This is a genomic window from Rhodococcus sp. 5G237 (genome assembly GCF_053764735.1).
The window spans coordinates 13,351-28,172 of record NZ_JBSNCD010000002.1; the positions used below are offsets into that span (position 1 = coordinate 13,351).

Sequence of the window (14,822 nt, forward strand, 5' to 3'; positions counted from 1 at the left end):
GCCGGTGTCGAGTCAGGCGGTCGGTGCCGGAGGGAGCTCTCGCGTGCTCAACCATGCCTCCCACAGCGGCCGGAGCGAGACGTCCGAGAAGCGTGCGGCGAGATCCTTGAACTGCGCCGTCGTCACGTTGCCGTGCCGGTGTTCCTCGGTCCACGTCCGCAGGAGGGTGAAGAACGGCTCGTCGCCGAGCTGCAAGCGCAGGGCGTGCAGGGTCAGTGCCCCGCGCTTGTAGATGCGGTCGTCGAACATGTCCTTCGGGCCCGGATCCTCGAGCAGGATGTCCTGCGGCTTGCGGGCCAGTCCCCGGTGGGCGTCGAGCGCGTGCGCGTGGGCCGGCCTGCCGCCCGAGTTCTCCGACCACAGCCACTCCGCGTAGCACGCGAATCCTTCGTGGAGCCAGATGTCGCACCATCGGTTCAGTGTGAGGCTGTTGCCGAACCACTGGTGCGCCAACTCGTGTGCGACGAGCCGTTCCTCGCGGCCGGTACCGTCGCAGAAGTTCGCGCCGAAAATCGACAATCCCTGTGCCTCGAGGGGGATCTCGAGGTCGTCGTCGGTCACCAGAGCGGTGTAGTGCGCGAACGGGTACGGGCCGAACAGGCGTGTGAACAACTCGAGCATCTCGGTCTGGCGAGCGAAGTCCCGATCGAACTCCGCGCGCAGGCGAGGCGGGTGGATTCCGTACTGCGGTACGGGTTCCGTTGCGAGGGTGCGTATCTCGTAGTGTCCGGTCTGGACCGTGGCGAGATAGGTCGCCATCGGTTCGGGTTGCTCGTACACCCGGGTGGTGCGGCTCGCCTTCGTGGTCTTGTGCACCAGCGTGCCGTTCGCGATCGCGACGAACGGAGCGTCGGCGGTGACCGCGATGCGGTAGGTGGCCTTCGAACCGGGATGGTCGTCGCAGGGGAACCAGGTGGGTGCGCCGTTGGGCTGGCTCGCGACGAGCGACCCCTCGTCGAGTTCCTCCCAGCCGACCTCACCCCACATGGTCCGCAGCGGGATGGGAGTCCCCGAGTACTGCACACCGAAGACGAGGACCGCCCCGGCGGGCAGTTTCTCGGCGGGGGTGACGGTGAGCTTGCCACCGCGATGCGCGAACTTGGCGGGACGTCGGCCGTTGACGGTCACCTTCGCGACCCGCATCGATCGCGCGAGATCGAGCGAGTACTCGGCGCGCACGTCCGTCGTCGTGGCGATGATCTTCGCCCGGCCGTCGAGTCGGTTGGACACGACCTTGTAGGTGAGTTCGAGTTCGTAGCGGGAGACCCGGTAGCCGCGGTTCCCGCTCTCGGGCAGATAGGGGTCGAGCGGCCGGTCCGCGGCGACCGGCGCGACGGGCTTGGCGGCCTTGATGGGCTTCACCGCGGTGACCAGTCGTTCGGCGTGGTCCACGGCGTGATCGGATTGCCCTGCCAGCGAGTGGACGGCGGGACGACGTCACCGCGCATCACCAGCGAGGCCGGGCCGACGGTGGCACCGTCGCCGATGCCCGAGGCGGGCAACGCGACGCATTGGGGGCCGAGCGTGGCGCCGGCGCCGAGGGTCACGGTGTCCATGGACATGATCCGATCATGGAACAGGTGGGTCTGTACAACACAACCGCGTTCGACGGTCGCACCGTCGCCCAGTGACACCAGGTCGGCCTCGGGCAACCAGTAGCTCTCACACCACACACCGCGGCCGATCCTCGACCCCAGCGCGCGCAGCCACAGGTTCATCACGGCGGTGCCCGCCGCGGCCCGGGCGAACCACGGTGCCGCGACGGTCTCGACAAAGGTGTCGGAGACCTCGTTGCGCCACACGAACGAACTCCACAGCGGGTGCTCGACGCGTCCGATCCGACCGACGACGAGCCACTTCGCGATCACGGTCACGAGGCACGCCACGGCTCCGGCCACCATGAGCACGAGACCGCCCAGCAGCGCAGCGGCGAGATAGCCCAGGTGCACGGCGAGGGTGTTGAGGGCGAAGAGCACACCGAGCCCGATGCCGTAGGTGACGACCATGGGCACGAGCCGGAAAGTCTCCACCGCGCCACGCGCGATCTTGAGTTTCAGCGGCGGTTCGAAGGTGCGACTCGCGTCGCTGTCGCCGCTCGCGCGCCGCAGGCGCACCGGGGGACTGCCCAGCCACGACGAGCCGGATTTCGCCTTCTCCGGAGCCGCGGAGAGCACCGCGACGAGCCCGTGCTTCGGGACCCGGCGACCCGGCGCCGCCATGCCCGAGTTCCCGAGGAAGGCGCGCTTGCCGACCTTCGCATGCGAGATGTACAGCCATCCGCCGCCGAGTTCGTAGGAGGCGACCATCGTGTCGTCGGCAAGGAACGCTCCGTCGGCGACCTTCGTGAACTTGGGGACCATCAGCACGGTCGACGCCTCGACGTCCTTGCCGATGTCGGCGCCGAGCAATCGGAGCCAGATCGGGGTGAGCATCGACGCGTAGAGCGGGAACAGGAAGGTGCGCGAGGAATCCATGAGGCGCTCGGTGAACCACACCTGCCAGCCCACGCGGCTGCGCACGGGATGCCAGCCCTCTGTCATCCCGACGGCGAGCAGTCGCACCGCCATCAGGGTGAGCAGGGCGAAGACGAACATCGTCAGCAGCGCCGCGACGGGCAGCATCGCCAGGGAGTGCACCACGGCGTCGGAGACGGTGGGGGTGTCGTGCACCCACCACACGAGCAGCGCGACCCCGGCGGCGATCGAGACGACGGGCAGGCCGCCGAGCAGGATCGACGACAGCGCGTAGACCGGCACCCACCTGTCGCCCCGCGGCGGAGTCGCGGCGGGCCACGGCCGGTCGGCCTTGCCGGCCTTGCGGGCGGGGGAACCCGACCAGTTCTGCCCGGCCTTCACGCGACCGAACACCGCGGATCCGGCCTCCACTTCGGCGTTCTTACCGATCCGCGCACCGGGGGCCAGGAACGATCGGGCGCCCACCGTGGCACCGGCACCGATCCGGATGCTTCCGATGTGGACGACGTCGCCGTCCACCCAGTAGCCACCGAGATCCACCTCCGGCTCGACGGCACAACCGTCGCCGAGTTCGAGGAGGCCGGTGACGGGCGGAAGACTGTGCAGGTCGACGTCGCGGCCCACCTTCGCTCCCAGCGCCCGCGCGTACTGGCGCATCCAGGGAGCGCTCGAGATGTTCACGGCACCCACGGCCTCGGACAGTCGCAGGGCCGTCCACAGCCGGAGGTGGACGCTCCCGCCGCGGGGGTAGCTTCCGGGCTTCATGCCGCGCAGGAGCAGACGCGAACCCGCGACGGAGATCGCCATGCGTCCGACGGGCGTGAGGAACAGCAGGACACCGAACGCGACCCACCACCACGACAGGGTGACGGTCCACGGCACGTCCACGACGAACGCGACGACGTTGTTCAGGATCGCCAGCCACGTCACCCACTGCAGTCCGGTGAGGGTGGTGAGGACGGCGGTCACCGCGATCTGCCCGAGCTGGGCTAGTCGCGGCACCGGCATCACCTCACGCGGTGTCGCCGCTTCCGTCGGCGCGAGTTCGTCGAGATAGACGGCGAGCGATCCGAGCCTCGGGTGGTCGTACAGTTCCGCGACCGTCATCTCCGGATACCGGCTCCGCAGCGCCGTGACGAGTTGCGCCGCCGCGAGGGAACCACCGCCGAGTTCGAAGAAGTCGTCGTCGACGCCCTCGATCCGGGCGCCGAGGATGTCGGTCCACAGTTCGGCGACCCATTCGGCGGTGGGATCGAGACCGAGTGCTTCCACCGAGTCGGCATCGGCGCCGGGCAGCGGCCACGGCAGGGCGTTGCGGTCGACCTTGCCGGACGTGCGGGTGGGCAGTTCGTCGACGAGCGCGAGTCGCGGGACGAGCGCGGCCGGGAGTTGTTCGGACAGCAGGTCGTGGGCCGACGCGATGTCGAAGTCCGGATCGGTGGAGGCGATGTATCCCACGAGGATCGAATGCCCCGCGACCGTCTTGCGGACCGCGCACGCGCCGCCCGCCACACCGGGCAGGTTCTGCAGCGCGTTGTCGACCTCGCCGAGTTCGATGCGGCGGCCACCGATCTTGACCTGGTCGTCGGCGCGCCCCTGGAACAGCAGGCCGGCGCGGTCGAGCGTCACGAGATCACCGCTGCGGTAGGCGCGGTCCCAGCCGAGAGTGGGCATGGGAGCGTACTTCTCGGCGTCCTTCGCCGGATCGAGGTAGCGCGCGAGACCGACACCGCCGATGACGAGTTCACCGGTCGCGCCCTCCTCGACGGGGTTGCCGTCGGCGTCCACGACGGCGAGATCCCATCCGTCGAGGGGCAGGCCGATGCGGACCGGTCCGGTGCCGTCCATCAGCGACGCGCAGGCCACGACGGTCGCCTCGGTGGGTCCGTAGGTGTTCCACACCTCGCGTCCCGGAACGGCGAGACGTTCGACGAGATCGGGTGGGCAGGCCTCGCCCCCGAAGATGAGCAGACGCACCGCCTCGAGGGCTTCGGCCGGCCACATCGCCGCGAGGGTGGGCACCGTGGAGACGACGTTGATGTTGCGCGAGACGAGCCACGGCCCGAGATCCATGCCGGAGCGGACCAGCGCGCGGGGCGCCGGAACCAGACAGGCGCCGTGCCGCCACGCGAGCCACATCTCCTCGCACGAGGCGTCGAACGCTACCGACAGGCCGGCCAGGACCCGGTCGCCGGGACCGAGCGGCGCCCCCTGGCAGAACATCCGTGCTTCCGCGTCGACGAAGGCCGCCGCGTTGCGGTGGGTGACGGCGACACCCTTCGGTGTCCCGGTCGAACCGGAGGTGAAGATGATCCACGCGTCGTCGTCGAGGTTCGGACCCCGTACCACCGGGGTGCCCGACGGTGCGGCCGTGCCCGGTCCGATGCCCTCGTCGGTGACGATGGCGGTGACCTGCGCTTCCGAGAACACGAGTTCGGCCCGCTCGTCGGGATCGTCGGCGTCGACGGGGACGTACGCGGCGCCCGCGGCGAGAATGGAGAGAATCGTCACATACAGGTCGCTGCGCCCGGAGGTCATGCGCACCCCGACCCTGTCGCCGGCCCCGACACCCGCGTCGTTCAGCGCATACGCACCCGCGATCACCGCCTCGGCCAGTTCGGCGTATTCGAGGACCGTCGAGCCGTCGTCGATCGCGGGGGCGTCGGGATGTGCTTCGGCAGTGCTCCGCAGCAGGTCGACGAGGGTGCGGGCGGGTGGAGCGTGCGACGCGCGGAGGAACTCGTCCGGGATGGGGGACCGGCCGACGGGGGTCGAGGTTATGGCTGGCAACTCCGCGGGTCCTTCTGCTCGATGGTGCTTCCGGTTATCTCACGTCCGGGTGGACGGCAGGTGAACGTTCGGCGCGCAGAACGCGTGTCGGCGTCGTGCGGTGCCGGGCGACGCGGAGCGGTGCGGGGTTGACACGGCTCGGTCGTCCTGCCATTCTCTTCGCCAGGTCATGAGTACCAGCGTCAAGCCCCGGCTAGCTGGTCGGCAACCCTCCAACCGCGGTGGGGTGCTCCGGGTGACGACCGGGCCGTGAATCCACTACCGGACACGGCAAGCGCGGACTCCGCCGGCGACGAGAATTCTCCGTCGTAGGCGTCACCGGCGGGTCCCCGAGTACACGAGGGATTTGTCATGACTGCTGTAGCCGCCACCACCTGCATCGCTCCGTTCGCCACCGTTTCCGGCTGTGACGTGCAGGTTCCGCTCGTCCAGGGTGGTACCTGCACCTACGCGAACTTCGACTACGCGGCGAGCGCACCGGCGCTGTCCGCCGTCACCGACCGCATCACGGAGCTGCTGCCCTTCTACGCGAGCGTGCACCGCGGCGCCGGATACGCCTCGCGGATCAGCACCACCGCCTACGAGGACGCCCGCACGTCCGTCTCGCGCTTCGTCGGCGCGGCCGACGACCAGGTCGTCGTCTTCACGCGCAACACCACCGATTCGCTGAACCTGCTCGCGAGTGCGGTGCCCGGCGATGTCGTCGTGCTCGACATCGAGCATCACGCGAATCTGCTGCCCTGGAAGAATTCTCGCATCGTCGAGGCCGCGGACACCGTCTCCGAGACGGTGTGGCGCCTCGCGGTCGAACTCCAGCGCGCCCCCGCGGCCCTGCTCGCCGTCACCGGTGCTTCCAACGTCACCGGTGAGGTCCTGCCGATCGCCGAACTCGCCGAGCTCGCACACGCTTCCGGCGCCCGGATCCTCGTCGACGGTGCGCAGCTCGTGCCCCACCGCCGTGTCGATCTCGCCGAGCTCGGTGTGGACTACCTCGCGTTCTCCGGCCACAAGCTGTACGCGCCGTTCGGTGCGGGAGCGCTCGTCGGCCGCCGAGACTGGCTCGACGCCGCCGAGCCGTATCTCGCCGGTGGCGGCGCGGTGCGCGAGGTGCGCCTCGATCACACCGAATGGGCCTGCGCCCCTGCACGTCACGAGGCCGGCACCCCCAACGTGCTCGGTGTCGCCGCTCTTGCCGCCGCGTGCGATGCGCTCGCCGGTTTCGACTCCGACGCGGTGACCCGTCACGAGGAGGCCCTGTGCGCCCTGCTCGTCGACGGTCTGCAGACCATCGACGGTGTGGAAGTGCTTCGGCTGTGGAACGATTCGGCCGACAGCGTCGGCATCGTCACCTTCACGGTCGACGGTTACGAGCCCGGCCACGTCGCCTCCTATCTGTCCGCCGAGCACGGCATCGGCGTCCGTGACGGACGTTTCTGCGCCCACCCGCTGCTCGCGCGGGTCGGTCGCGCCGGCGGTGCCGTCCGGGCGTCGCTCGGGCTCGGCAGCTCGTCCGCTGACGTCGAGCGGCTCCTCGGAGCGCTCCGGTCGCTGGTCGAGAGCGGGCCGACGTGGGTGCACGCGAAGACCGACGGCGTGTGGAATCCCTCGCCGGAGACGCGTCCCGGTCTCGGGGCGACCGATGGCGACGCATCTCCGTGCGTCTAGCGGTCGACAATTCCCCACAGGATAAGTAGGGTAATTCGCATGGAACGGACGAGGGCGATCGCTGCGGCACGCTGGTGCCGTCGCCATGTCGACCTCTGCCGTACGGCATCGGGAATCTGTCCGGACTGAAGGTCTTCTCCTCACAGTCTTCCGGCTCACAGGCCGATCCCTCCGTGCCGCTCCGCGGCCCGTACCGAGAGGCACCCCATGTCCGTCGCATCCACCGTCACCCCTGGATCCGCAGATCCGGCCACCGCAGACCCGGCCGTCGTCGAGTCCGAAACCGTCCGGCCGTTGCGTGTCGCCGTCGAACTCGCCGGTCACTCCGGGCCCGACTACTGGGCCGACCTGACCCTGGGGCGTGCCGGCGACCCGCCGCTCGACCTCAGCGCCGATGCATCCAACGTCGTGCGGGTGCGTGCCGCCGACCTGCGTGAGGCCGGGAAACTGCGCGACCGCATCCGCGCGGAGGCCGCCGGGGAGGGGCGCGATCCCGATTCGGTCACGGTGCTCGTCGACGTCGAGGTCGTCCTCGCCTCCGATGCCCGCACCGCCCGCACCCGGCGCACCCGCCCGGAATCGACTCGCGGGGAGGCCGGCACGCTGTCTTATGTCGGAACGCCGCACGGTCTCGCCGGGTTGATCGCCGACATCCATGCCGTGCAGGTCGCCGACGGCGTCACGCTGATCCCGCTCGCCGCGCCGTTCACCGTCGAGCATCTCGTCGACGGAACGCTGCCGTGGCTGGAGTCGCGCGGCCTCATCGAGGTCTCACCGACCGTCGTCGAGGTCCTGCGCCGGTTCGGCGAAGGTGCCCAGGCGTCCGTGCGCGCTTCCTGACATCGGTCGGTATCACGAAGGAGGGGCAGGTGTTCGACTCCTGCCCCTCCTTCGCATGCGTTCACGCCGTGCGGCGGTCGAGTACTTCGACGACGTGCACGCGCGGATCGGGATCGAACCGGTAACCCGAACCACGCACGGTCGTGATGATGTTGCCGAAACGTCCCAGCTTGGAACGGATCCGGGAGACGTGGACGTCGACACTGCGGTTGCCGCGGTCGGTGTCGACGTCGTCGTTCTCGGAGTAACCGGCGCCGAGCGGCCGCAGCGCCGCGCGGGACACCACGACGCGGGGCCGGCGAACCAGATGCGCGAGGATCTCGAACTCGCTGTGACTCAACTCGACCCGCTGATTGTCGAGCACCAGTTCGCGGGCCGGCAGATCGATCACCAGAGGGGTCGGGCCGGGACTGAGGAGGGTGTGGGTGCGCGCACCCGGGAGCAGATCGAGCGCGGTCTCCCGCAGGGCGTCGGCAAGGGCTGCGAGATCGCCCGCCGATCCGGCGTTCGTGTCCGAGATCTGCACGATGAGAACGAGTTCGGGGGAATCGACCGAGCTGCCGGCCGGGTTCTCGATGGAGGACGTGGTCATGGAAGGGCTCCGCTGGTCGGAAGGTGAACGGCGCCGGGCAGGCAACTACCCGCAGCAGTGCGGCGCCGGGAAAGAGGAAGGGATGGTGCGGATCTCAGAACGCACAGAGGCACGAGCGGGTACGGCACAGGTCGACATGCCTGCGGCTCCACGCTCGGACTGTCACGACGGAGAGTGTACCCGGGTGGAGATGCCGGCGGTACCGGTAGGTGGACGGTCTCAGTCCACGTCGACGTCGATCGCTGCGGTGATGCGCATGAGCTCCGAATAGACGGTCCGGAACAGTGTGTTCGGGCACCCACCCGATGCCCACAGATCCGGATAGTGCTGCAGCGCACGGTCGATGTAGGTGGGCAGGTTCGTGGGGTGACCGAGCGGTGCGACGCCACCGAGTGGCTGACCCGTGACCTCCGTGACCAGATCGGGGGAGGCCGGCACGAGTTCGCCGCCGAGACGCTCGCCGGTCCGTTCGACCGACACGCGGTGCGCGCCGGACACGAGCAACAGGATCGGGTCGTCGTCGAGCAGGAAGACGAGCGACTTCACGATCGCGCCCACCTCCACACCCACCGCGGCAGCGGCCTGCTCGGCGGTGTGCACGGTCTCCGGCTGCTGGACGATCAGACCGTGATGGCCGCGGGAGATGAGCGTGTCCGACACGCGGTGGGCGTTCGGATGCAGCGACCTGGTCATGGATCAAGAGTAGGAAAATCGCCGCGCGATGGGTGCGGTTCCGAGGACGCGTCGTCGTCGTGTCGTGTCGTGGGGTCGGTGCGAAACGAAGATCCACAAGTTACTCTTCAGTAATGTCCGATCACTCGCCCTGGAAAGCGTTCACCGTCGAACGCAAGGATCACGTCGCACAGGTCACGCTCATCGGCCCCGGCAAGGGCAACGCCATGGGTCCCGACTTCTGGGCGGAACTGCCCGTCCTCTTCGGTGAGCTCGACGCCGACCCCGAGGTCCGCGCCGTCGTCCTCGCCGGTTCCGGCCGGAACTTCTCCTACGGCCTCGACCTCGTCGCCATGGGCGGCAGCCTCGGCGCCGTCGTCTCCGGCAAGGCGCTCGCGAAGCCGCGCACGGACTTCCACACGTTGATCAAGAACATGCAGGCGGCCATCACGGCCGTCGCCGACTGCCGCAAGCCGGTCGTCGCCGCGGTCCAGGGCTGGTGCATCGGCGGAGCGGTCGATCTCATCTCCGCCGCCGACATCCGCTATGCGAGCGCCGATGCGAAGTTCAGCGTCCGCGAGGTCAAGGTCGGAATGGTCGCCGACGTCGGCACCCTCGCCCGGCTCCCGCTCATCATCGGCGACGGTCACGTCCGCGAGCTCGCGCTCACGGGCACGGACATCGACGCCACCCGCGCCGAGAAGATCGGTCTCGTCAACGACGTCCACGACGACGCCGACGCAGTGCTGGCCGCCGCCCACGCGACCGCCGCGGAGATCGCCGCCAACCCGCCGCTCGTCGTCCAGGGCATCAAGAACGTCCTCGACCACACGCGCTCGCCGCAGGTCGACGACAGCCTCCGCTACGTCGCGGCGTGGAACGCGGCGTTCCTGCCGTCGGAGGACCTCACCGAGGCGATCACCGCCGTCTTCGAGAAGCGCCCGCCGCAGTTCAAGGGCGAGTAGACCCCGCATACGACGGATCCCCCGGACGATCACATCGTCCGGGGGATCCGCGTTGTGGAGGCTCGGTGTCAGTGCCCGCCGTTGTTCTTCAGGCGCTCGACCGACGCGGTCACCTCGGCCTCGGCCTCGGCGCGACCGACCCAGTCGGCGGCCTCGACGTGCTTGCCCGGCTCGAGATCCTTGTAGTGCACGAAGAAGTGCTTGATCGCGTCGAGCTCGAACTGCGAGACGTCGCTGATGTCCTGGACGTGATCCCACCGCGGGTCGCCGGCCGGGACGGCCAGGATCTTGTCGTCGCCACCGGCCTCGTCGACCATCTTGAACATGCCGATGGGGCGGGCCTCGACGATCACGCCGGGGAAGACCGACTCGGGCAGCAGGACCATGCAGTCGAGCGGATCGCCGTCCTCACCGAGGGTGTTCTCGATGTAGCCGTAATCGGCCGGGTAGCCGAACGAGGTGTACAGGTAACGATCGAGCTTGACGCGTCCGGTCTCGTGATCGACCTCGTACTTGTTCCGCTGTCCCTTGGGGATCTCGATGGTGACCTCGAACTCCACGCCTTGCCTCACTTCGTCGGTGTTTTTCCGGCGGATACGACATCCGTATCTGCGGTGATGGTCCGCAGAGAGGATAACGGTCGCGGCGCTAGGCTGGAGGTGCAGGTACCGGGGCCCCGAGTGCGTCACAGCAGTATGCGGCCGGCAGCGGGAAGTGCGGGTGGCTGGTCGACCAGTGTGTGCAGGATGCAGCGGAGGCGTGTTGACGGGGCAGGGTGGCAACAAGAAGCAGGGTTCACTGGCAACCAGGCGACGACGGAACATGAAGATCCTCTTCGGGATCTGGGGTGCGGGTTTCCTCGCTCTCGTCGTGGGCGGGGCCTTCGCGATCTACGACGTGCGGGCGTCCGCCGGCGCGGTCGTACTCCCCGCCCCGGCGCCGGTGGTCGCGACCCCCGCGGTCGCCGCGGTCTCGCCCGACGCTCCGATGCCCGACCCCACCTCGCTGGCGGCGGCACTCGACCGGGCCGTGAACAATCCCGGCCTCGGTGACTTCGCCGGGTCGATCACCGACCCCACGACCGGCACGGTCCTGTGGTCGAAGGACGCCGATCGCGCGCTGATCCCGGCCTCCACTACGAAGATCCTCACCGCCGCGGCGGCCATGCTCGTGCTGCCCTCCGACCATCGGATCACCACGCGCGTCGTCGAGGGTTCGAAGCCGGGGGAGATCATCCTCATCGCCGGTGGCGACCCCACCCTCTCGGCGATGCGGCCCGGACAGGAGAGCTTCTACCCGGGTGGCCCCCGCGTCGCCGACCTCGCCGAACAGATCCGGCGCAGCGGCGCGACGGTCGAGACCGTCCTCGTCGACACGAGCCTGTACAGCGGAGATCCGCTCGCGCCGGGCTGGTTCCCGCAGGACGTCGGCGACGGCTACGTCGCGCCCATCGAACCCGTGATGCTCGACGGCGGCCGGTCGAACCCGCTCGAGGACGAATCGCCCCGCAGCGCGACGCCCGCTCTGGACGCCGGACGCGCACTGGCGACCGCGCTCGGCGCCGATCCGGCGCGAGTCGCGCCCGGGTCCGCCTCGCCGGGCGCGGCGCCCATGGCGTCGGTCCAGTCGGCGCCGCTCACCGTGCGTCTCGGCCAGATGCTGCGCCGATCCGACAACGTCCTCGCGGAGACGATCGGACGGGAGGTCGCGGTCGCGACCGGCAACGAGCACTCGTTCGAGGGCACGACGAAGGCTGTGACCGGTACCCTGCAGCAAGCGGGTCTGGACGTCACCGGAGTGACGTTGCGCGACGTCAGCGGGCTCTCGGTCGAGAACCGGATCCCCGCTCGCACGCTCGATCGCGTGATCTCGGAGGCGGCCGGACCGGACAGGACGGAGCTGCGGCCCATGCTCGACTATCTTCCCGTCGCCGGAGCGACCGGCACGCTCGCCGATCGCTACGGCACCACGACCCGTGCCGGAGCCGGATGGGTGCGCGCGAAGACCGGCACGCTCACCGAGGTCAACGGACTCGCCGGATACGTCGTCGACTCCGACGGCCGCGTGCTGTCGTTCGCGCTGCTCTCCAACGGCAGGTCCCCGAGCGAGGCCCGGCCCGCCCTCGACGCCGTGGCGTCGGTACTCCGTGAGTGCGGTTGCCGATGACCGGCAAGGAGCGGGCACTCGGCGACGCGATCGACTGGTCGTTCGCGGCCGGGGTCGGCGTGCGCCTCACCCGCTCCGAACCCGCGATGTCGCGGTACACCCGCGACGCGGTGCAGGACGAGTTGTTCTCGGCCGCCGCGCGCGCCGAGGGACCGGTGCGCGAGCACACACGTCTCGACGACGGAACCGAGCCGCCGCCCGCGCAGGTCGTCGACCGGCCGGGCTGGGTGCGTGCGGCCGCAGCGTCGATGGCCGACCTCACCGCGACATCGGGCGACGATCCGGCCGGCTCCTCCCGGCGCTGGGTGGGCAAACCGGCGGGCGCGCAGGCCGGCGCCATGCTCGCCTACCTGTCGTCCGCGGTGCTCGGACAGTACGACCCGTTCTCCCGTTCGCTGCTGCTCGTCGCGCCCAATGTCGTCGCGGTCGAACGCGCCCTGAAGGTACCGCCCGCCGACTTCCGGCTGTGGGTGTGCCTGCACGAGGTGACCCACCGCGTGCAGTTCGCACAGGCACCGTGGATGGCCGAGCTGATGCGCGAGGCCGCCGCCGACCTCGCCACCGCGGTCGAGGAACCGATGGGCGACGTCGCGACCCGCGTGGTGTCGGCGGTGAAGGACCTGCGCACTCCCGGCGACAAGCCGATGTCGGAGCGGGGCATGCTCGGTGTCGTGCGGGCGCTGCAAGCACAGTCTCAGCGCGAGTCGTTCGACCGGATCCTCGCGCTCGGAACGCTGCTCGAAGGACACGCCGATCATGTGATGGACGGTGTCGGCCCGGCCGTGGTCCCGTCGGTCGCGCGGATCCGGCGCGCGTTCGACAACCGGCGGCACCGCAACAGCAGCCCGGTGCATCGCCTCATCCGGCTCGTCCTCGGCATGGACGCCAAGATGGCCCAGTACGTGCACGGCAAGAAGTTCGTCGACGCCGTCGTCGCCAAGGTCGGCATGGACGACTTCAACGCCGTGTGGTCCGGTCCGGACGCCCTGCCCACCCTGACCGAGATCGACCATCCCGACGCGTGGATCGCGCGGGTGCTGAGCTGATCGTGGCTTCACCGTCGGCCGATCGTCCGCTGCTGCCCGAGGCCCCGGCGATCCACGAGGTGCGACTCGCCGTGCGGGCCTGGCTGGGCGCGCACCCGACCGCTGCGGTGACCGTCGCGCTGTCGGGTGGGGCCGATTCCGCAGCCCTGACCGCCGCGGCCGTCGCGGAGACCGACGCGGTGCATGTCGTCGTCGTCGATCATCGTCTCCAGTCCGGTTCCGAGGTCGTCGCCGCGCGGGCCGCGGAGTTCGCCCGGGCCCGCGGCTGCGCGACCGTCACGGTGGTCGGCGTGGACGTCACCGGCGGGGGAGGCATCGAGGCCGCCGCGCGCGCGGCCCGCTACCGGGCGCTCGACGAGAACCGCGACGGACGGCCCGTGCTGCTCGGGCACACCCTCGACGACCAGGCCGAGACGGTGCTGCTCGGTCTCGGCCGCGGATCGGGTCTGCGTTCGATCCGCGGGATGGCACCCTTCGACCCGCCGTGGGGCCGGCCGCTGCTCGGCGTGCGCCGCGACACGACCCGCCGGGCGTGCGACGAACTCGGCTACCGCCCGTACGAGGATCCGCACAACGCCGACGACCGGTTCACGCGCGTGCGTCTGCGCCGCGAGGTACTGCCGCTGCTCGAGGACGTGCTCGGTGGCGGCGTCGCCGAAGCCCTCGCGCGCACGGCCGGGCAACTGCAGGACGACGGTCACGCCCTCGATGTCTGGGCCGACGACCTGCTCGTGACGGCGCGGCGCGAGGACGACCTGCTCGACACCGACGCACTCGCGGCGGCTCCCGCCGCAGTACGACGCAGAGCCCTCCGATCGTGGCTGATCGATCACACCGCCACGCCGAACGAGACGATGCTGCGAGCGGTCGACGACCTGGTAGTGGCGTGGCGCGGACAGGGCCCGGTCGCGGTCGGGCGGGGCCCGCGGACGGGGACGAGGTTGGTGGTGTCGCGTCGGCGTGGCACGCTTGCCGTGGAGTACGTCGACCGGGCGAGACCCGGGCGACCGGCAGCAGAAGGTAGGGAAGGACCCCGGTGTACGAGAACGACATAGCGTCGGTGCTGATCTCCGAGGAACAGATCAAGGAGCGGACCGCAGAGCTGGCGCAGTCGATCGCCGAGCGTTACCCGGTGGGTGCGCCGGAAGGCGATCTGCTGCTCATCGGGGTGCTCAAGGGCGCCATCTTCTTCATGACCGACTTCGCGCGCGCTCTGCCGATCCCCACGCAGATGGAGTTCATGGCCGTCAGCTCGTACGGGTCGTCGACCTCGTCCTCGGGTGTCGTGCGCATCCTCAAGGACCTCGACAAGGACATCGCCGGTCGCAACGTCCTCATCGTCGAGGACATCATCGACTCGGGTCTGACGCTGTCGTGGCTGCTCAAGAACCTCTCGACGCGCAACCCCGCGTCGCTCGAGGTCGTCACGCTGCTCCGCAAGCCGGAGGCCGTGAAGATCGACGTCGAGGTCAAGGACGTCGGATTCGACATCCCGGACGAGTTCGTCGTCGGTTACGGCCTCGACTACGACGAGCGCTACCGCGACCTGCCCTACATCGGCACGCTGGATCCCAAGGTCTACAGCAGCTGACCTCCGGTCGAGCCGGGTGGT

Annotated in this window: 12 protein-coding genes and 1 riboswitch; of the genes, 7 read left to right on the forward strand and 5 right to left on the reverse strand. The window is 69.7% G+C overall.

Annotated elements, in window-relative coordinates; translation table 11 throughout:
- Positions 1-12: 12 nt before the first annotated feature.
- A complete protein-coding gene (locus ACWPOC_RS03400) occupies positions 13-1,392 on the reverse strand; it encodes a M1 family metallopeptidase (RefSeq protein ID WP_120281246.1) in 1,380 nt (459 codons plus the stop codon).
- Entirely contained in the window at positions 1,359-5,264 is a 3,906-nt protein-coding gene (locus ACWPOC_RS03405) for a Pls/PosA family non-ribosomal peptide synthetase (RefSeq protein ID WP_120281247.1), read from the reverse strand. The genes ACWPOC_RS03400 and ACWPOC_RS03405 overlap by 34 nt, the downstream gene beginning before the upstream one ends.
- A 165-nt stretch (positions 5,265-5,429) precedes the next feature.
- A riboswitch (SAM riboswitch) is annotated at positions 5,430-5,547 on the forward strand.
- 68 nt (positions 5,548-5,615) lie between these two features.
- On the opposite strand from ACWPOC_RS03405, the gene ACWPOC_RS03410 reads away from it, so the two are divergent.
- Positions 5,616-6,929, forward strand: a complete 1,314-nt coding sequence (locus ACWPOC_RS03410) for an aminotransferase class V-fold PLP-dependent enzyme (RefSeq protein ID WP_120281248.1) — start codon at positions 5,616-5,618, stop codon at positions 6,927-6,929.
- Positions 6,930-7,136: 207 nt separating this feature from the next.
- Complete coding sequence (locus ACWPOC_RS03415) at positions 7,137-7,769, forward strand: hypothetical protein (protein WP_174246946.1); 633 nt, start codon at positions 7,137-7,139, stop codon at positions 7,767-7,769.
- Positions 7,770-7,830: 61 nt separating this feature from the next.
- Here ACWPOC_RS03415 and ACWPOC_RS03420 read toward each other — a convergent pair whose 3' ends face one another.
- The gene (locus tag ACWPOC_RS03420) at positions 7,831-8,361 is read right to left on the reverse strand and encodes a winged helix-turn-helix domain-containing protein (RefSeq protein WP_120281249.1); all 531 of its coding nucleotides are present in this window, start codon (positions 8,359-8,361) and stop codon (positions 7,831-7,833) included.
- Positions 8,362-8,580: 219 nt separating this feature from the next.
- Positions 8,581-9,054, reverse strand: coding sequence for a YbaK/EbsC family protein (locus tag ACWPOC_RS03425; protein WP_120281250.1), 474 nt, complete (start codon positions 9,052-9,054; stop codon positions 8,581-8,583).
- A gap of 113 nt (positions 9,055-9,167) precedes the next feature.
- Between ACWPOC_RS03425 and ACWPOC_RS03430 the strand changes: the two genes are divergently transcribed.
- The gene (locus ACWPOC_RS03430; RefSeq protein WP_455408017.1) at positions 9,168-9,998 is read left to right on the forward strand and encodes a crotonase/enoyl-CoA hydratase family protein; all 831 of its coding nucleotides are present in this window, start codon (positions 9,168-9,170) and stop codon (positions 9,996-9,998) included.
- 68 nt (positions 9,999-10,066) lie between these two features.
- On the opposite strand, the gene ACWPOC_RS03435 is transcribed toward ACWPOC_RS03430, so the two are convergent.
- The gene (locus tag ACWPOC_RS03435; RefSeq protein ID WP_016933994.1) at positions 10,067-10,558 is read right to left on the reverse strand and encodes an inorganic diphosphatase; all 492 of its coding nucleotides are present in this window, start codon (positions 10,556-10,558) and stop codon (positions 10,067-10,069) included.
- Between the two features lie 262 nt (positions 10,559-10,820).
- Between ACWPOC_RS03435 and dacB the strand changes: the two genes are divergently transcribed.
- Genes dacB through hpt form a run of 4 tightly spaced genes read left to right on the forward strand, consistent with a single transcriptional unit; the run spans position 10,821 to position 14,801 of the window.
- The gene (gene dacB, locus ACWPOC_RS03440; protein WP_120281252.1) at positions 10,821-12,164 is read left to right on the forward strand and encodes a D-alanyl-D-alanine carboxypeptidase/D-alanyl-D-alanine endopeptidase; all 1,344 of its coding nucleotides are present in this window, start codon (positions 10,821-10,823) and stop codon (positions 12,162-12,164) included.
- The gene (locus ACWPOC_RS03445) at positions 12,161-13,210 is read left to right on the forward strand and encodes a zinc-dependent metalloprotease (RefSeq protein WP_174246945.1); all 1,050 of its coding nucleotides are present in this window, start codon (positions 12,161-12,163) and stop codon (positions 13,208-13,210) included. The genes dacB and ACWPOC_RS03445 overlap by 4 nt, the downstream gene beginning before the upstream one ends.
- A 2-nt stretch (positions 13,211-13,212) precedes the next feature.
- The gene (gene tilS, locus ACWPOC_RS03450) at positions 13,213-14,265 is read left to right on the forward strand and encodes a tRNA lysidine(34) synthetase TilS (RefSeq protein WP_455408018.1); all 1,053 of its coding nucleotides are present in this window, start codon (positions 13,213-13,215) and stop codon (positions 14,263-14,265) included.
- On the forward strand, positions 14,247-14,801 hold the full coding sequence (gene hpt / locus ACWPOC_RS03455) for a hypoxanthine phosphoribosyltransferase (protein ID WP_060653514.1): 555 nt from the start codon (positions 14,247-14,249) through the stop codon (positions 14,799-14,801). The genes tilS and hpt overlap by 19 nt, the downstream gene beginning before the upstream one ends.
- The last annotated feature ends 21 nt before the right edge of the window (positions 14,802-14,822 follow it).

Bases quoted from the DNA above. Each gene is read 5' to 3' on its own strand.
- ACWPOC_RS03430 (WP_455408017.1), top strand. From the start codon at position 9,168: ATGTCCGATCACTCGCCCTGGAAAGCGTTCACCGTCGAACGCAAGGAT.
- dacB (WP_120281252.1), top strand. From the start codon at position 10,821: ATGAAGATCCTCTTCGGGATCTGGGGTGCGGGTTTCCTCGCTCTCGTC.
- ACWPOC_RS03445 (WP_174246945.1), top strand. From the start codon at position 12,161: ATGACCGGCAAGGAGCGGGCACTCGGCGACGCGATCGACTGGTCGTTC.
- ACWPOC_RS03420 (WP_120281249.1), bottom strand. From the start codon at position 8,361: ATGACCACGTCCTCCATCGAGAACCCGGCCGGCAGCTCGGTCGATTCC.
- ACWPOC_RS03425 (WP_120281250.1), bottom strand. From the start codon at position 9,054: ATGACCAGGTCGCTGCATCCGAACGCCCACCGCGTGTCGGACACGCTC.
- ACWPOC_RS03410 (WP_120281248.1), top strand. From the start codon at position 5,616: ATGACTGCTGTAGCCGCCACCACCTGCATCGCTCCGTTCGCCACCGTT.
- ACWPOC_RS03415 (WP_174246946.1), top strand. From the start codon at position 7,137: ATGTCCGTCGCATCCACCGTCACCCCTGGATCCGCAGATCCGGCCACC.